This is a genomic window from Streptomyces sp. NPDC126510, from assembly GCF_040302345.1.
Lineage (GTDB): Bacteria > Actinomycetota > Actinomycetes > Streptomycetales > Streptomycetaceae > Streptomyces.
Genome location: NZ_JBEORR010000001.1, coordinates 111,180 through 127,986, shown reverse-complemented (window position 1 = coordinate 127,986; position 16,807 = coordinate 111,180). Strand labels below are relative to the sequence as shown.

General features: G+C 70.3%; 14 protein-coding genes. 3 read left to right on the top strand and 11 right to left on the bottom strand.

The window, feature by feature from the left end; genetic code table 11:
* Positions 1–29: 29 nt before the first annotated feature.
* From ABTX60_RS00420 to ABTX60_RS00375, 10 genes are all read right to left on the bottom strand, one after another.
* Positions 30–812, bottom strand: a complete 783-nt coding sequence (locus tag ABTX60_RS00420; RefSeq protein WP_352094845.1) for a hypothetical protein — start codon at positions 810–812, stop codon at positions 30–32.
* A gap of 206 nt (positions 813–1,018) precedes the next feature.
* Complete coding sequence (locus tag ABTX60_RS00415; RefSeq protein WP_352094844.1) at positions 1,019–1,825, bottom strand: ABC transporter permease; 807 nt, start codon at positions 1,823–1,825, stop codon at positions 1,019–1,021.
* A gap of 1 nt (position 1,826) precedes the next feature.
* Positions 1,827–2,627 (bottom strand): ABC-2 family transporter protein, encoded by an 801-nt coding sequence (locus ABTX60_RS00410; protein ID WP_352094843.1) that lies wholly within the window; start codon positions 2,625–2,627, stop codon positions 1,827–1,829.
* Position 2,628: 1 nt separating this feature from the next.
* Positions 2,629–3,624: an ABC transporter ATP-binding protein gene (locus ABTX60_RS00405; protein ID WP_352094842.1), complete on the bottom strand. Its 996-nt coding sequence runs from the start codon at positions 3,622–3,624 to the stop codon at positions 2,629–2,631.
* A 125-nt stretch (positions 3,625–3,749) separates the two neighbouring features.
* Positions 3,750–6,623 carry a glycoside hydrolase family 2 TIM barrel-domain containing protein gene (locus tag ABTX60_RS00400; RefSeq protein ID WP_352094841.1) on the bottom strand — a complete coding sequence of 958 codons (2,874 nt, stop codon included), beginning with the start codon at positions 6,621–6,623 and terminating at the stop codon, positions 3,750–3,752.
* 12 nt (positions 6,624–6,635) lie between these two features.
* Positions 6,636–7,520, bottom strand: coding sequence for a carbohydrate ABC transporter permease (locus ABTX60_RS00395; RefSeq protein WP_352095126.1), 885 nt, complete (start codon positions 7,518–7,520; stop codon positions 6,636–6,638).
* Between the two features lie 8 nt (positions 7,521–7,528).
* Positions 7,529–8,494 carry a carbohydrate ABC transporter permease gene (locus ABTX60_RS00390; protein WP_352094840.1) on the bottom strand — a complete coding sequence of 322 codons (966 nt, stop codon included), beginning with the start codon at positions 8,492–8,494 and terminating at the stop codon, positions 7,529–7,531.
* Between the two features lie 20 nt (positions 8,495–8,514).
* Complete coding sequence (locus ABTX60_RS00385) at positions 8,515–9,780, bottom strand: ABC transporter substrate-binding protein (RefSeq protein ID WP_352094839.1); 1,266 nt, start codon at positions 9,778–9,780, stop codon at positions 8,515–8,517.
* A 220-nt stretch (positions 9,781–10,000) separates the two neighbouring features.
* On the bottom strand, positions 10,001–11,248 hold the full coding sequence (locus ABTX60_RS00380; protein ID WP_352094838.1) for an ROK family transcriptional regulator: 1,248 nt from the start codon (positions 11,246–11,248) through the stop codon (positions 10,001–10,003).
* A gap of 200 nt (positions 11,249–11,448) precedes the next feature.
* Positions 11,449–12,123, bottom strand: a complete 675-nt coding sequence (locus ABTX60_RS00375) for an ANTAR domain-containing protein (protein WP_352094837.1) — start codon at positions 12,121–12,123, stop codon at positions 11,449–11,451.
* Between the two features lie 228 nt (positions 12,124–12,351).
* Between ABTX60_RS00375 and ABTX60_RS00370 the strand changes: the two genes are divergently transcribed.
* Positions 12,352–12,699 (top strand): helix-turn-helix transcriptional regulator, encoded by a 348-nt coding sequence (locus tag ABTX60_RS00370; RefSeq protein WP_352094836.1) that lies wholly within the window; start codon positions 12,352–12,354, stop codon positions 12,697–12,699.
* Between the two features lie 141 nt (positions 12,700–12,840).
* On the opposite strand, the gene ABTX60_RS00365 is transcribed toward ABTX60_RS00370, so the two are convergent.
* Positions 12,841–14,097 carry an FAD-binding protein gene (locus tag ABTX60_RS00365; protein WP_352094835.1) on the bottom strand — a complete coding sequence of 419 codons (1,257 nt, stop codon included), beginning with the start codon at positions 14,095–14,097 and terminating at the stop codon, positions 12,841–12,843.
* Between the two features lie 175 nt (positions 14,098–14,272).
* Here ABTX60_RS00365 and ABTX60_RS00360 point away from each other — a divergent pair, with 175 nt between their 5' ends.
* Together ABTX60_RS00360 and ABTX60_RS00355 are read left to right on the top strand one after the other, a co-directional pair.
* Complete coding sequence (locus ABTX60_RS00360) at positions 14,273–15,280, top strand: hydroxyacid dehydrogenase (RefSeq protein WP_352094834.1); 1,008 nt, start codon at positions 14,273–14,275, stop codon at positions 15,278–15,280.
* Between the two features lie 127 nt (positions 15,281–15,407).
* A complete protein-coding gene (locus ABTX60_RS00355) occupies positions 15,408–16,727 on the top strand; it encodes a radical SAM protein (protein WP_352094833.1) in 1,320 nt (439 codons plus the stop codon).
* Positions 16,728–16,807: the final 80 nt, after the last annotated feature.

Sequence of the window (16,807 nt, the reverse complement as noted above, 5' to 3'; positions counted from 1 at the left end):
CCGACCGGGAGGACCGGTGGGCCGGTGCGTCACCGGTGGCGCAGGAGTTCCAGGTCCGTGCCCCAGGCGTCGAGGACCCCGTCGTGACCGGCCCGGCGCGCCGCTTCCTCGATCTCGGTGAAGAGGGCGCGCTGAGTACGCGGATCCCCGTCGGCCAGGACGCGCCGAAGGACCGGCAGGAGCCGGTCCGCGTCCCAGCGGGGGTCGCCCAGCGGCTGCCGCTCCAGTTCCCACCGCAGGAACTTGTTGTAGGGGCGCACGCGGCGGTGCAGCGCGAAGAGCACCTCAAGGGCGTACGGGACGCTCTCGGCGGCGTCGAGGTGACCCATGTCAGGGCGGTCGTCGCGGTAGCTCTTCAGTGAGCGGTAGGTCTGGTTGACGTACGCGTCGAGCCAGCCGGCGGCGGCGTCCCGGGCCTCGTCGGCACCGAGTGTGCGCTTGGCGTCGAGGATCCGGGCGACGGTCCCGGCCTGCCGGTCGAACAGCACCTCGGCGTGGACGTAGGAGTACCGCGCGAAGCTGTCCGGCCGGCCGGGCATCCCGCGGGTGCGGAACTCCGCGAGGGGGATGACGACGAGGTCGAGGTGGGCCGAGCGGAAGCGGTCGAGTGCGGCGAGGGCCGGGGCGCTCTCGTCACGGACGACGACGTGCAGGTCGTAGTCGGAGCGGGCCGTCGGCATGCCGGCGTGGACCCGGGAACCGCTCAGGACGAGCCCGACGACACCGGGATCGGCTGTCGCCCATGAGGTGAACGCCCGCAGCGTCTCCTCGGGGGTCGCGCCGGGGACGGGAAGGTGGCTGTAGCGCACCATGGTGATCTCTCCAGGCGGAAACGTCCACGGCGCGCGCAGGCGGCGGCCGCGGGTACGGACCGGTTCGCGTCTGCGGCGCAGGGGGAGCGCCGCCGGAGAGGTCACTTCACGCTGCCGAGACTACCCGCCCCGGCCTTCGGGTCCAGCCCGCCGGACCTCCTGCTCGCCGTGGCGGTCCTGTTCACCCCGGTCCGCGGGCCGGACCGTCAGCCGTTGATCCCGCTGTAGTGCCGCAGACTCCACCGCCACACCAGCCGCGCCGCCAGGTACGCCAGCAGCCCGAGCAGCGGTGAGGCCGCCGCGAGCCAGTAGGGAACTCCGGTCGAGTGGCCGTGGCCCGTCAGGACGGCCGCCGGGAAGTAGGCGACGAAGGCGAGCGGGAGGCCGAAGGTGAGGAATCCGCCCACCGCCCGGGGCAGGACGTTCAGCGGGTAGCTGCCGAAGGTGCCGAGCAGTTCCTCCAGCCAGCGGCCCCACATGTCGGCGGCCGGGAAACGCAGGGAGGCGCCGGCGACCACCGTGAACAGCGCGGCCTCCAGCAGCATGCCGCCGAGGACGGCCGCGATCAGGTACGTGACGCGGCCGGCCGTCCAGTCCAGGTCGCTGCGCGAGAGCGCGCCCACCATCAGGCCCGCCGCCACCGTCAGGTCCCCGATGGCGTTGGTCGGGAAGAACGCCAGCTGGATCTGCCGGTGGACCGGCATCGGGCGCATCAGGTAGATGTCGATCCGGCCTTCCTGGACCTGCCGTCCGGCCCAGTGCATGCGGCCGAGGAACAGCACGAACAGCCCGTGCGCCAGCATCCGCGTCGCCGGGATCAGCAGCACGTCGGAGCTGTCCCACCCGCCCATCCCGGCGAACCGGGACAGCAGCACCGTCGCGAACACGATCACCGACACCTGCCAGATCGCCCCGATCGCGATCATCAGCAGGAACTCGGTGCGGTACTCCAACTGCGCGCGGAAGTTGAGCGCCGTCACGCGCCAGATGATCCGCAGAGCCTTCAGCGACATCTCAGCCTCCCTGCGAGATCACGCGCCGGGCGGCCCGCCGCCACAACAACCGGGTGAACAGCGCCAGCGCCACGACCCACGCGGCCTGCACGGAGAGCTGGAACGCCGCGTCCGCCAGCGGGATGCGCCCCACGTACAGCGACAGCGGCACGCTCAGCGTCGCCTGGAAGGGGAGGAACGCGCTCATCGTCACGAACCAGCCCGGGAAGAACCACAGCGGCGCGTACACCCCGGACAGCAGATTCTGCGCGAACAGCAGGATGAGCATGGCCGCGGTGTTGCGGACCGTCCAGAAGCACAACTGGTCCAGCACCAGCATCACGTAGTACAGGACCCACTGGCCCAGCAGCATGCTGAGCAGGAACACCCCCGCCGCGGCGGGCGACGCGGGCGGCTCGACGACGCCCGCGGCCAGGCAGATCACGTACCCCGTCGACGCCCACGCCAGGCCGTACAGTTGCTCGCCTGCGGCGCGCAGGGCGTAGTAGCGCTGCGGCGGCAGCGGGCGCAGGTACCAGTAGACGATGGTGCCGAAGTGCATGTGCTGCAGGACCGTGTCCCGCCCCGCGTACTGGTCCAGCTCCCGCAGCCGGGACGCCAGTACGGCCAGCACAGCGTACGTGACGGCCTGGTCGCGGCTGAGCCCCGCCGTGCCGGACTGCGCGTACAGGCCCCTCCACAGCGACCAGACCAGCACCACCTGCACAGCCAGCCGGAGGGCGACGGCGGTCATCCGGGGCGGTGCGTTCAGCTCGCCGAGCGGGGTGACCCGGGCGGCGCGCCAGGCGCTGAGCACGGCCACGTCAGACCTCCCCGGCGTGCGCGTACGCGGCCCGCATCACGTCCTCGAGGTCCGCCTCGTCCAGGGCGATGTCCGTCACCTCGAACCGCTCGATCACCGCCTTCAGCGCCTGCTGGACGGTGGGGGCGTCCGGCCCGTCGGGGCCGAGGACGATCTGCGCGCCGGTGTGCCGCAGCAGTGTGGTGCCCGGCGGCGGCACCACCTCGGCGTGCGGATCGGCCAGCGTGGCCCGCACCTGCCACGTGGAGCCGAACTTGCGGCGGATCTCGTCGAGCGAGCCGTCCAGCATCAGCCGGCCGTGGTTGACCAGCACGACCCGTTCGGCGAGCCGCTCGACCTCCGTCATGTCGTGCGTGGTCAGCAGCACCGTACGGCCGCGCTGCTCCACCTGGTGCCGCAGGAACTCCCGCACCTGCTCCTTCACCACCACGTCCATGCCGATGGTCGGCTCGTCGAGGAACACCACCGGCGGGTCGTGCAGCAGGGCGGCGGCCAGGTCGCTGCGCACCCGCTGTCCGAGCGAGAGATGGCGGACCCGGGTGTCCCAGAACGACGACAGCTCCAGGATCTCGTCGAACTCCTTGAGCCGGGCGGTGTGTTCGGCCTTGGGAACCTCGTAGATGTCTCGCAGGATCGCGAACGACTCGCGCACCGGCAGGTCCCACCACAGCTGCGTGCGCTGCCCGAACACCGCGCCCACGTTCCGCGCGTTGCGCTCCCGCTCCCGGTAGGGCACCACGCCCGCGACCCGGGCCTCGCCGGACGTGGGCGTGAGGATGCCGGTGAGGATCTTGATGGTGGTGGACTTGCCGGCGCCGTTCGGCCCGAGCAGGGCGAGGAGTTCGCCCGCGGCCACGTCGAAGGTGATGTCGGAGACCGCGTGCTTGGCCACCCGCTCGGGGTTGACCAGGGAACGGACCGCGCCCGCGAACCCGGGGCGCCGGACGGTGGTGTGGAAGGTACGGGACAGTTCTCGGACCTCGATGGCGGCACTCAACCGACCCACCAACTCCCTTGCGGTGAACACAGCGGCGGCCGGTCGGCGCGAGGGCCGACCGGCCGCGGACGACACTCCGACACTCTCGGAATGTCGATCAATCGGTCAATCGATTAATCATTTTCTTACCTGGTGGTCGAGAACACGAACGAGAACTCCGCCGGCTCCGCCTTCAGGAAGTACTGCGGCAGCGGACCCGGACCGCAGGACTGCGAGCCGATGCCGTGCAGCCCGTGGTCGAGGTTGACCCACACCGTGTCCCCGGCCGTGAGGTCGCAGCGGTGCCGGGCGGCATCGAGCTGCTCGGTCGTCCAGCGCCGCGCGGTGAACCAGAACTCCGGGTCCCCCTCGATCCGGAGACCGCCGAGCTCCACCCAGCGCACATCGGCCCGGGCGCCGTTCTCCTGCGGACGGACGTACGGCGTCTGCAGCCCGTCCACCGTCGACTGCCAGCGGCCCACCATGGACGCCGCCCGGGTGTCCGGATAGGCCTCGCCGGGACCGCCGCCGAACCACTCCACCCGGTCCGCCTGCGCCAGTCCGAAGCGCACGCCGAGCCGGGGCAGCGGCACCGTCCAGTCGCCCTCCGGCGTCACGGACACGCTCAGCCGCAGCCGCTCGCCGTCGGACGTCCAGCGGTACACCGTGTCCAGACCCACCTCGCGGGCCGCGGGCGCCACCCGGGTCCGCACCGTCAGCGCGTCGTCGCCCGCCTCGACCGAGACCAAGCGGTGCCGCATCCGGTGCAGGCCGAGCGTGCGCCACAGCATTCCGTAGCGGGTGTCGGTCTGCCACTCGGCGCCGTCGTCGTTGTCGGTCGTCGCCCGCCACACGTCCAGCCGCGGCGCCGCGCCGACCACCACCCCGCCGATCGACAGCAGCGCACCGGTACGTGCGTCGAACCCGGCCGGGCCGAGCGTGATCCGGTCGCCGTCCCGCACGGGCCGGTCGGTCGCCGGGAACGACGGCAGCGGCCGCGCCCCGACGGCGAACTGGCCCCAGGCCACCACGTGCCCCTTCGCGGCCCAGGACGTGTCGTCCGCGAGCAGGGCCCGCACCGTCCACTGCCGCTCGCCGCCCCGGCCGTCCGCTGGCGGCTCCGGCAGTTTCACCTCGGCGCTCTCGCCCGGCGCGAGCGCCGGCACCGCGAGCGAACCCGACTCGACGGTCTCGCCGTCCACCTGGCACGACCACTCGAAGGCCAGCGCGGACAGGTCGGCGAAGTCGTGCTTGTTGGTGACCCACACGGTGCCGTTGGTGCCGTCGCCCTCGATCAGGACCGGCTCGATGACCTTCTTGTACTCGATCAGGCCCGGCGACGGCGTCCGGTCCGGGAAGATCAGCCCGTCGCACACGAAGTTGCCGTCGTGCAGCTCCTCGCCGAAGTCACCACCGTAGGCGTAGCCCAGCTCGGCGTGCTCGATGCCGTGGTCGATCCACTCCCAGATGAACCCGCCCTGGAGCCGCTCGTGCTTCTCGAACAGCTCCTGGTAGTCGGCCAGGCCGCCGGGGCCGTTGCCCATGGCGTGGCCGTACTCGCACTGGATGAACGGCAGTTCGCGGCGCTTGTGCGTACCGCCGTCGAGCTGCTCCCCGATCCTGGCGACCTCCTCGTGGGAGGCGTACATCCGCGAGTAGACGTCCGTGTCGCGGCAGTTCCAGTCGCCCTCGTAGTGCACCAGCCGCTCGGGGTCGCGGCCGTGGATCCACTCGGCCATGGCGGTGAGCCCGCGGCCGGTGCCGGCCTCGTTGCCCAGCGACCAGAACACGATCGACGGGTGGTTCTTGTCCCGCTCGACCATGCGCGCTGCACGGTCCAGCAGGGCCGGGGTCCAGCGCTCGTCGTCGACCGGGTTGTCCCGCCAGTCCTGCTCGACGAAGCCGTGGGTCTCCAGGTCGCACTCGTCGATGACCCACAGTCCGTACTCGTCGCACAGGTCCAGGAAGGCCGGGTGCGGCGGGTAGTGCGAGGTGCGCACGGCGTTGAGGTTGTGTCGCTTCATCAGCAGCACGTCCTCACGCATGGTCTCCAGGTCGAGCGCGCGGCCGTGCCGGGGGTGCCACTCGTGCCGGTTGACGCCCCGGAACAGGATCGCCCGTCCGTTGACCTTGACGAGCCCGTCCTCGAGGACGACGGTACGGAAACCGATCCGCAGCGGCACCCGCTCCCCGTCCGTGACCAGCACACCGTCGTACAGTCGCGGCGTCTCGGCCGTCCACGGCTCGACGGCGACCGTGACCGGCTCGCCGGTCGCGACATCGATGTCCAGGGCCGGGACGGTCACCCGCCCGTCGACGTCGGAGTCGACGCGCAGGGTGCCCTCGCCGGTGGTGTGGTCGTAGGAGGCGTGCACGAAGAAGTCGCCCGGGCTGCCCGCCGGGCGGTGCAGCAGCGTCACGTCACGGAAGATGCCCGGCAGCCACCACTGGTCCTGGTCCTCCAGGTACGACCCCGCCGACCACTGGTGCACGCGTACGGCGAGCACGTTGCGGCCGGGCTTGAGCAGCTCGCCGACCGTGAACTCGTGCGCCAGCCGGGAGCCCTTGAACTCGCCGAGCTCGGTGCCGTTCAGCCAGACGCGGGCGCACGACTCGACACCGTCGAAGCGCAGCACCGCCCCGCCGTCCGACGGCCAGTCGGTCGGCAGGTCGAAGACGCGCTGGTGGTCACCGGTCGGGTTCTCCGTCGGGACGTACGGCGGGTCCACCGGGAAGGGGTAGAGGTGATTGGTGTAGATCGGGGAGCCGAACGCCCCGTCGCCCTGGAGGACCCAGTGCCCGGGGACCGTCACCTCGGCCCAGTTCCCGGCGTCGAAATCCTCCGCGGCGAACGAGTCGTCCTCGGCGTCCGCGGTGGCCGACACCCGCAGGCGCCAGCTGCCGTTCAGCGACAGGGACCGCGCGTCCGAGGACGCGTACCAGGCGCGGGGCGGCAGGGCCCCGCTGCCCGGGGAGACGTCCTCGACGTAATCGACGGATGGGGTCGTGCGGTAAGACATCGGTCTCCTAGCTCAGCCCTTGATGCCGGTCTGTGCGATCCCCTGCACCAGCCAGCGCTGGAGGAAGAGGAAGACGAAGACCAGGGGGAGGATGGATACGGCCGTGGCCATGAAGATCATGTGGAAAACGACGGTCTGGTTGGTCATGTAACTGGAGAGCGCGACCTGCACCGTCCAGGAACCGGGGTCCTGGCCGATGACCAGAGGCCACAGGAAGGCGTTCCAGCCGTTGATGAAGGTGATGGTCGCCATCGCGGCGAAGAAGTTCAGCGAGTTCGGTACTACGACGCGCCAGTATGCGCCGAAGTATCCCAGCCCGTCCATGCGTGCCGCCTCTTCCAGCTCCTTGGGGAACCCCAGGAAGTACTGCCGGAACAGGAAGCAGGTGAAACCGCTGAACAGCCCCGGAATGATCAGCCCCCGGTAGGTGTCGACCCAGCCGAGCGAGGAGACCAGCACGAAGCTCGGGACGAAGGTGACCGCGGTCGGGACCATCAGGGTCCCCAGGACGGCGTAGAAGACCTTGTTGGCGTGCTTGTAGGGGATGCGGGCCAGACCGTAGCCGGCGAGGGAGCACACCAGCAGGACGCCGACGGTGTGCAGGGTGGCCACGACCGCCGAGTTCCACAGGGACTGGGCGAAGGGGACCGTCTCGTCGGTGAACAGCTCCTTGACGTTCCCCCACTGGATGTCCGTGGGGAAGAACTTCCAGTTCTCTCCGGTGATCTCGGCGTCGGTCGACAAGGCGTTGCGCACGAGTATGTAGAACGGGACCAGGAACAGGAAGGCGGCCACGCCCGTGGCGATGTAGAGCCCGGTGGAGCTCATCACGCCGCCGGAGCGCCTGACCCGGCTGGGGGCGTCCGGTGCCGGCGCGGCTTTGCGCACCTTGGTCATGGTGGTGGTCACTTGGACTCGTCACCCCTTCCGAAGCCCATGATCTTGCCCTGGAGCAGGGTCACGGCACAGATCAGCACGGTCAGGATGAGTGCCCCCGCGCTGCCGGCGCCGTAGTCCTGGCTCTCGCCCAGGGCCTTGTAGTACAGCTCGACCAGGGGCGGGCGGCCCCAGGTGGTCTTGGACAGCAGGGTGAAGAACTCGTCGAAGGCCTGGTAGGCCGCGATCAGCAGCAGCAGGATCACCGCGGTGGACGTGGCGCGCAGCTGGGGGAGGGTGATGTACCGGAAGGTCTGCCAGCCCGACTTGGCGCCGTCGATGGCGGCGGCCTCGTAGAGCTCGTCCGGGATGTTCTGCAGCGCCGCGATGAACAGGATCATGTAGAAGCCGGACTGCAGCCACAGCCGGGCGGTCACGATGACCAGCCAGTACCAGGGCGGGTTGGGGTCGATCAGCCAGGCGATGTTCTCGATCCCGAACCAGCCCAGGACCGTGTTCATCAGACCGAAGCGGACCCCGCTGAAGATGGACATCTTCCAGATGAGCGCCGCGGCGACGTAGCTCACCGCGGTCGGCAGGAAGAAGACCGAGCGGAAGAACGCCCGCATGAAGCGCATCCGGTTCACCAGCAGGGCCAGGCCCAGCGACAGCGCCCAGGTGGTGGGCACGATGAACGCGGCGAAGACGGTGAAGGTGCCGAGCGAGCCGACGAAGTCGTCGTTCGTCAGCATGTACACGTAGTTGTCGAAGCCGACGAACTTGTCCGGCGTGACGGTGAAGCGGGCCTCGAAGAAGCTCAGCCAGAGGCTCCAGAGGATCGGCGCGTAGACGAAGATCGCCAGACCGATCAGGAACGGCCCGGTGAAGAGCCAGAAGGCGAGGGTGGGGCCGCCCCGCAGGCCCCGCCGCGGCTTGGCCGGTGAGGCCTTCGCCGGGGCGGAGCCCGCGAGGGCGGGCTCGGTGGTCGTCGACATGTCGTGATCCGTCCCGCGGCCTATCCGAACAGCTTCTTGAGCTCGCGGTTGACGGCCACGTCGGCCTTGTCGAGAGCCTGCTCCGGGTCCATGCTCTTGCGGACGGAGTTGGCGAAGACGTCCTCCAGCGCGCTGATCATCGCCTGGGTCCAGCCGATGTTGTCGAAGTGGCCGAACTCGTTGAAGAGCCTGACGCCCTCGGCGGCGTTGCCCGACTTGAGCTTGTCAGCCGTCTTGGCGAGCGAGGTGCGCGGCGGGATGTGGAAGCCGTAGGAGGTGGCCCAGTCCTCCTGGTACTGCTTCTGGTCGATCCACAGCCACTTCACGTACTCCTTGGCCACGTCGACGTTCTTGCCCTTGGCGTTGACGAACATCGACCAGCCGCCGTTGTAGACGGACTGCTTGCCGGAGTCGACGGTCTTCGGGAAGGGGAAGACGCCCCAGTCGTCGCCGAGCGCTTCCTGGATCGCGGGCATGGCCCACATGCCGCAGAACTGGATGGCGCACAGGCCCTGGTTGAGCGAGGACGGGTCCCATGACTCGGTCGGGGCGCCGAGGAGAAGGTCGCCGCTGGTGAACAGCTTGCGCATCTTCTTGATGCCCTCGACGACGCCGGGGGTGTGGTAGGCGATCTCGTTCTTCTCGTTGAGGGTGTCCGCGCCCGCCGACCAGATCATCGGGTTGATGACATTGTGCAGGTCGTTGCCCATGTACAGGCCCTTGACCTTGCCGGTGGTGAGCTTGGCGGCGGCCTCCATCAGCTCGTCGAGCGTGGTCGGCACCTCGACCTTGGCCTTCTCCAGCATCGACTTGCGGTAGAAGAAGAACTGCGGGTCGTCGATCATCCGGACGCCGTATATCTTGCCATCGACCGTGTGCGACTTGATGTCGGCCGGGTTGAAGTCGTCCTTGACCGGGTCGATGATGTCGGTCAGGTCCGCCACCTGGCCGCTCTTGACCATCTGGATCTGCGGGTGGAACTCGAAGAGGTCCGGCGCGTCCTTGGTGAGCAGGGCCGAGAAGAGCTTGCTCTCGAAGTCCGAGCTGGTGATCCACTGCGTGGTCACGTTGGCCTTCTTGTACGCCTTCGCGTACTTCTTGATGGCCTGCTCGGTGCCCGCCTCGCCGTAGGCGTGGAACATCTGCGTCAGGTTGGTGCCCGAACCGGAGCCGCCGCCCCGGCCGTTGTTGCCGCCGCACGCGGCCAGTCCGCCCGCGGCGGCCAGGCCCATCGCGGCCCGCAGTACGTTCCGGCGGTCCCAGTTCATGTTGCTCGATGCCGACATGCTGACGTCCTTGTCTCGAGTGCGGCTGCGGCTCTGCGGCTCACTGCCTGATGGCTCACGGCCCGAAGGCTCGCGCCAGATGGCTCAAAGAGAGGTGCGGTGCGGGACGCTAGAGCTTCGGCTAAGGCTTCGGCAAGGGGTTGGACGAAGTCTGTACGAAGCGTTGTGTCCCGTTCGCGATTTCGAACGCGCGGGAAGAGTGGAGGAGTTGGTTCCGCCGTTATGAGGGTGGGGTGGTGGTACGGCTCCTCACGGGCGCGGTGCGTTTGCCGTTCTTCTGCCCGACGGTCTGCAGCGCGCCTTCGAGCGCGAACGTCGCCGCGCCGAGGCACACCGGGTCGGTGGGGATCGGGGAGAGGACGACTTCGGTGGCGGCCAGTGGCCGTGGCAGCGCGTGCCGGGTCACGGCCTCGCGCACCTCGTGCAGCAGCGGCTCGCCCAGGGTGCGGGCCACCCAGCTGCTCAGCACGACGATCTCGGGGTTGAACAGGTTGACCAGGTCCGCGACGCCGGCGCCCAGATAGCGGGCGGTGTCGTGGACGACCCGGCGCGCCACGGGGTCGTCGGCCGCGACCCCGCGGGCCAGGGCGTCGATGGTCGCCGTCTGGTCCTCGGCGTGCAGCAGCGGGCTGTCGGGACTGAGCTCGCGCAGGTTCAGCATGATGCCGCGCGCCCCGACGTACGTCTCCACGCACCCGTGGTCGCCGCAGCGGCACGGCCGTCCGTCCAGCACCATCGTGGTGTGGCCCCACTCGCCGGCGCTGTTGCTGACCCCCCGGTGCAGTCCGCCGCCCAGGACGAGACCGGCGCCCACGCCGGTGCCCAGGTTGACCACCACGGCGTTCCCCCGGCCGCGCGCGGCCCCGAACCACAACTCGGCGACCGCGCTGGCGCGCAGCGGGTTGTCCAGGTAGAGCGGATAGGCGATGTGCTCGGTGAGCAGGTCGAGGAGCGGTACGTCGTGCCAGTCCCAGTTGGGCGCGTACTCGGAGACGCCGGTCGCGCGGTCCACCTGCCCCGGCACGCTCACCCCGACGCCCAGCACCCGGGCGCCCTCGATGCCGGCCTGCGTCACGACCGAGCCGACGGCGGTGACCACATGCCCGACCACCTGCTCGGGCAGGCTCTCGCCGGGCCGGACGTCCTCCTCGGCGCGGGCCAGCACGTTCAGCCCGAGGTCGAACAGCTCGACGTGGACGTACGTCTCGGCGATGTCGACGCCGATCAGCGCGCCGCCCGAGGCGTTGACCGCGACCAGGCCCCGGGGGCGCCCGCCCGCCGAGTCCTCGAAGCCGACCTCGGTGATCATGCGCAGCTCGAGCAGCTCACCGACGAGGGTGGCGACCGTCGCGAGGCTGAGCCCCGTGGCCGCCGCCAGCTCCTGCCGGGAGGTGGGTGACTCCGCGATGATCTGGCGCAGCACCTCGTAGCGGTTCGCGGTGCGGATGTCACGTGATGTGCGCTTCACCGGGGTGCCCCATTCCTTCCCAGACCGGCCGGGCCGGATCGACGTCGGCACCGGCGCGGCGCAAGGCTATGGGCTGCCGGGACTTTCGACAAGGGGTTTGGAAAGGGGCTTTATAAAGTGCCCGCCTGGTGAGGACCGGCCTTGGCCGACGGGTGGCCTGCCCATGATGCCTCAGTGCGGGTGCTGCGACCCCCGGCGGGTCAGTGCCGCTCCGCGGGGAGACCGCCCGTGGTGTACGCCGGTGCCTCCTCCGGGCGGTTCGCGCCGGCGACCGCGGCGGCCAGCTGCCGCTGCACCTGCTCCGGCAGGGTCAAGCCCCCTACGGTGCCCACCAGGTCCCGGGCCAGGTCGTGCAGCTTGGTGTTGGTGTTCTGGGAGGTCCTGACCAGCACACTCCAGGCCGCCTCCGGGGTCAGGCCGAAGGAGGCCATCAGGATGCCGCGGGCCAGGTCGATGGTGGGCCGGGTCTGCATGGCGCGGCGCAGCTGGGTGACTTCGGCGCGCAGGTCCTGGCCGTCCTCCTCCGGCGGGGCCGCACCGGACGGGGCCGGGGGTGCGGCGCCCTCCGTCCGGCCGGAGTCCGTGAACAGCTCCCGCGTGCCGGTCAGGTCGAGAACGCGCTCGACCGCGACCCCGCAGGAGCGGATGGTGACGGACTTGCCCTCGTCGACGGCGCGGGCGTGCAGGTCCAGCAGTGCGTTGAGGCCGGCGCAGTCGCAGAACCCGACGGCGTCCAGACGCAGGTCCATGCCGCCGCCCGACAGGGCGAGCATGTCGTACAGCTCGGGCAGCAACCGCCGGCTGCCCAGGTCCAGTTCACCCCACATCGTCACGGTCATCCGGTCGCCGTGCGGAACGACGTCCATGGTCGCCATGCAGGGCGGGATCCCCGCCGGTGCGCTGTCGTCCGCCGCGGGTGCGGCGTCTTCTCGGGTGCGAGACCGCGCAGAGTACGCAGGCTCCGGCATGGCCCTGTTCTCCCTCGTCCGTTCGCCTTGCCTCCGCTTCCAGCGTTGCCTCTCTACCCCATGCCCGTCAACCAATACATGAAATGCAGTACGTGTTTTTGGGTGCGTGAATGTTCTGTCGCTAGAGTTGGGAACATGGATGGAGTGCCCGAGCCACACACCGGATGGACGTTCCTCACGAACCATGCGCGTGTGCTGGCTGCCATTGCCGACAACCACAGTGCTCGTATCCGGGACATAGCGGCCCACTGCCGGCTCACCGAACGAGCCGTGCAGAAGATCATCGCCGACCTGGAGCACGACGGATACCTCTCCCACACGCGGGAGGGGCGCTCCAACGCGTACCGGATCGACCCCGGCAAGGTGTTGCGCCACCCGGCCGAGGCGGGCCTGACCGTGGCGTCCCTGATGTCCCTGCTCGTGAAGGACGAGGTCGACCGCGTCACGACCTCCGCCCGTACCCGCCCACACGCCGCGACGTGACCGTACCGTTCGTCGCCGTGCCGAACGGCGGGCCGCCCGGGCGTCACGGACCCGACCGGTCCGCCCCGCCGCACGCGGCGCCCTGACCCCGGCACCGCGCCGTCCGCCACGCGGTGGCCCGCCGGCCCCCGCCCACCCCGCCTAGGCCCGCGCGAGCACACCCCGTACGAAGGCGTTGGCGAACTTCCCCCGTGGGTCCATCTCCTGCGTCAGCGCGCGGGAGTCGCCGAGTCGCGGGTACAGCTCGCGCAGCGCCGGGGCGGGCAGGGTGAACACCTTGCCCCAGTGCGGGCGGGCCCCGAAGGGCGCCAGCGCCGCCTCCACCCGCCGCACCACCGGCAGCACCGCCCGCGTGTCCTCGATCCAGGTGAAGTGCGCCGCGACGGTGTCCCGCCCGTGCGAGGGGCTCAGCCACTGGTCGTCGCCGGCGACCGTGCGCACCTCGCAGGTCCGCAGGACGGGGGCGACATGCTCCCGGATCGCGTCGAGCGCGTGCAGCATCTCCACGGCGTGTCCACGCGGCAACAGGTACTCCGACTGCAGCTCCGCCCCGCTGCTCGGCATGAACTCCGCCCGGAAGTGCGGCAGCCGCTGGTGCCACGGCCCCGGCACACCGAACTGCTCGGTGCAGTTGACCGCGGGCATGCCCGGTACCGGGTGCATCTTCTCCGTGGCGGGCGCGGCCCAGGGGAAGGCGGGCAGCGGCTGGTCCGTACGCCGCTTGAGCCACACCTGCCCGAAGCCCGGCTCGCGCCAGTCGGTGAAGAGGCTGACGCTGTACCCCGTTGCCATCACCGTCTCGAACACCCCGGAGTCCAGGCCCTCCAGGGGCAGCCCGGTGAACACGTGCTGCTCGACCTCGTAGGCCGGCTCCAGGTCGAGGGTGAGTGCGGTGACCACGCCGAGCGCGCCGAGTGCGGTGACGGCCCCGCCGAACCGCTCCTCGTCACGGCCTATGGTCACCACCGAGCCGTCGGCCGTGACCAGCTCCACCTCGCGCACGGAGGACGAGAGCGGGCCGTTGAGCACCCCCGAGCCGTGCGTGCCGGTCGCGACCGACCCGGCCACCGAGATGTGCGGCAGGGACGCCATGTTGTGCAGCGCGAGTCCCTGCCCGTGGACCAGGCGGGCCAGTTCCGCGTAGCGCACGCCGCCGCCGACCCGGACCGTGCGGGCCACCGTGTCGACGTCCACCTGAGGGGGCAGGTCCGCCAGCGACAGCAGGACGCCCTCGGGGCCGGGTTCGGCGATCTCGTTGAACGAGTGCCCGCTGCCCAGCACCCGCACCCGGTCGCTGTCCGCGACGAGCGCTTGCAGCGCGGTCGACGAGGCGGGCCGGTGCAGCTCCTTGGCCGCGTAGGTGATGTTGCCCGCCCAGTTGGTCACGGTCGCGTTCATCCGTCGTCCTTCCCCGAGGCAGCGGGGACAGGAGAGCCCCCGGCGGAACCTACCCCGGCCCGGGTCCATTGCCGCAGCCGTCCGGACCGGCCTACGGTAGGGATCGTAGAGAGCGGTTTCTACCTGTGGTGCACGAGCCGTTCCAGCAGCGCCCACGAGCCGGAAGGTCACCTCCTTGAGCCAGCGCCCCCAGGCACTGTTCGCCCTGGACGCCGAGAACGTGCCGCAGGTCTTCCCGCCCGAGGTGCTGGCACGGCTGCGGAAGTCCGTGGACATCGATCCGGCCCTCGTGGCCCGGGACTTCACCGACCCGCGCGTCCGGGGTGCGCTGGCCCGCACCGAGGTCCTGGTGACCGGCTGGGGCTGCCCCCGGATCGACGAGACGGTGCTCGACGCCGCTCCCCGGCTGCGGGCGGTGCTGCACTCGGCGGGTTCCGTGAAGTCCTTCGCCGGCCCTGCCCTGTGGGAGCGGGGCATCACCGTCTCCTCGGCGGCCGTCGCCAACGCACTGCCGGTCGCCGAGTACACCCTCGCCATGATCCTGCTCGCCGGGAAGGACGTCCTCGCCGCCCGCGACCGGATGCGCACGGCCCGCACCTCCGCGGGCTGGGGCGTCATCCCCGGCATCGGCAACTACGGACGCCGGGTCGGCGTCATCGGAGCCTCCCGCATCGGCCGCCGCGTCCTCGAACTGCTCCGCCCCTTCGACCTGCGGCCGGTCCTCACCGACCCCTACGTCGACGAGCGCCGGGCCGCCGCCCTCGGTGTCCCGCTGCTGCCGCTGGACGAGCTGCTGCGCACATCCGGCATCGTCACCGTGCACGCCCCCGAGACGCCCGAGACCCACCACATGATCGGCCGCCGTGAGCTGGCCCTGATGCCCGACGGGGCGGTGCTGATCAACACCGCGCGGGGTGCGCTGGTCGACCACGACGCCCTCGTGGCGGAACTGCGCGCCGGGCGCCTGACCACGATCCTCGACGTCACCGACCCCGAGCCGCTTCCCGCCGACTCGCCCCTCTACGACCTGCCCGGCGCCTTCGTCACCCCCCACCTCGCCGGCTCCCAGGGCAACGAGCTGGCCCGGCTCGGCCTGACGGTCGCGCAGGAGGCGGAACGGCTGCTGGCCGGAGAGCGGCCGGCCTATGCGGTCGACTGGGCGGCGCTGGAGCGTGAAGCCTGACGATCGCCCCAGGACAGAGAGTGATGAACGAGGCATTCCACCGGCTCGGGGGGACCCGGGTACCGGCCCCGCGCCCCCAGGGGCATACCGTGAGGAGTCGTACGTCCGAACCGGGAGGAGAGACGGGATGGGCAGCCGTACCGCGCTGGTCGAGGATCTGATGGAGCGGTTCCCGCACGTACCGCGGGAGGCCGTCTTCAAGGAGGACCTGCTCCGTGGCGGCGTCGCCTTCGACCCGTCCGCGCTCAGCGACAACGAGGGCGGCGAGGTCAAGCCGAAGTCGTACTTCATCTTCTCCTTCGACCACGGCACCCTGCCCGAGCTGGGCGAGGCCGCGCTGCGCCGGCCGCCCGAGGAGATCATCCTCACCGGCGGCCCCTATGACCTGCGCCGTACCGTCGTATCGGTGCGCGTGAACCCGTCCTCGCCGTACCGCGTCGCCGCGAACGACGACGGTGTCCTCGGGCTGTACCTCGACGGCAAGCGCATCTCCGACGTCGGCGTGCCGCCGATGCCCGAGTACTACCGGCACACCCTCGCCAACGGCAAGTCGGTCATGGAGGTGGCCCCGACCATCCAGTGGGGCTACCTGATCTACCTGACCGCGTTCCGCGTGTGCCAGTACTTCGGGGCCAAGGAGGAGTGCCAGTACTGCGACATCAACCACAACTGGCGCCAGCACAAGGCGGCGGGCCGCCCGTACACGGGCGTCAAGGACGTCGACGAAGTCCTCGAGGCGCTCGAGATCATCAACAAGTACGACACCGCGAAGGTGTCCACCGCGTACACGCTCACCGGTGGAGCGATCACGTCGAAGGTCCAGGGCCTGGACGAGGCGGACTTCTACGGGCGGTACGCCAAGGCCATCGAGGAGCACTTCCCGGGCCGCTGGATCGGCAAGGTCGTCGCCCAGGCGCTGCCCAAGGACGACGTCCAGCGCTTCAAGGACTACGGAGTGCAGATCTACCACCCCAACTACGAGGTGTGGGACGAGTACCTGTTCAAGATGTACTGCCCGGGCAAGGAGCGGTACGTCGGCCGGGACGAGTGGCACAAGCGGATCCTCGACTCGGCCGAGATCTTCGGCGCGCGCAACGTCATCCCCAACTTCGTGGCGGGCGTGGAGATGGCCGAGCCGTTCGGCTTCAAGACGGTCGACGAAGCCATCGACTCCACCACCGAAGGCCTGCGCTTCTTCATGTCGCACGGCATCACGCCCCGCTTCACCACCTGGTGCCCGGAGCCCACGACGCCGCTCGGCAAGGCCAACCCGCAGGGTGCGCCGCTGGAGTACCACATCCGCCTGCTCCAGGCATACCGGCAGACCATGGAGGACTTCGGCCTCTCCTCGCCGCCCGGCTACGGCCCGCCCGGCGCCGGCAACGCGGTCTTCTCGGTGAGCTCGTTCATGGACAGCCTCCCGGCCGACGCACCCACCGCCGTTTGATAACGCTTCGATGACAACGCCCCTCGGGGCGACGCGGCGTCGAGTCGCAGGACGGCCGCACCCGTATGACACTCCGAGGC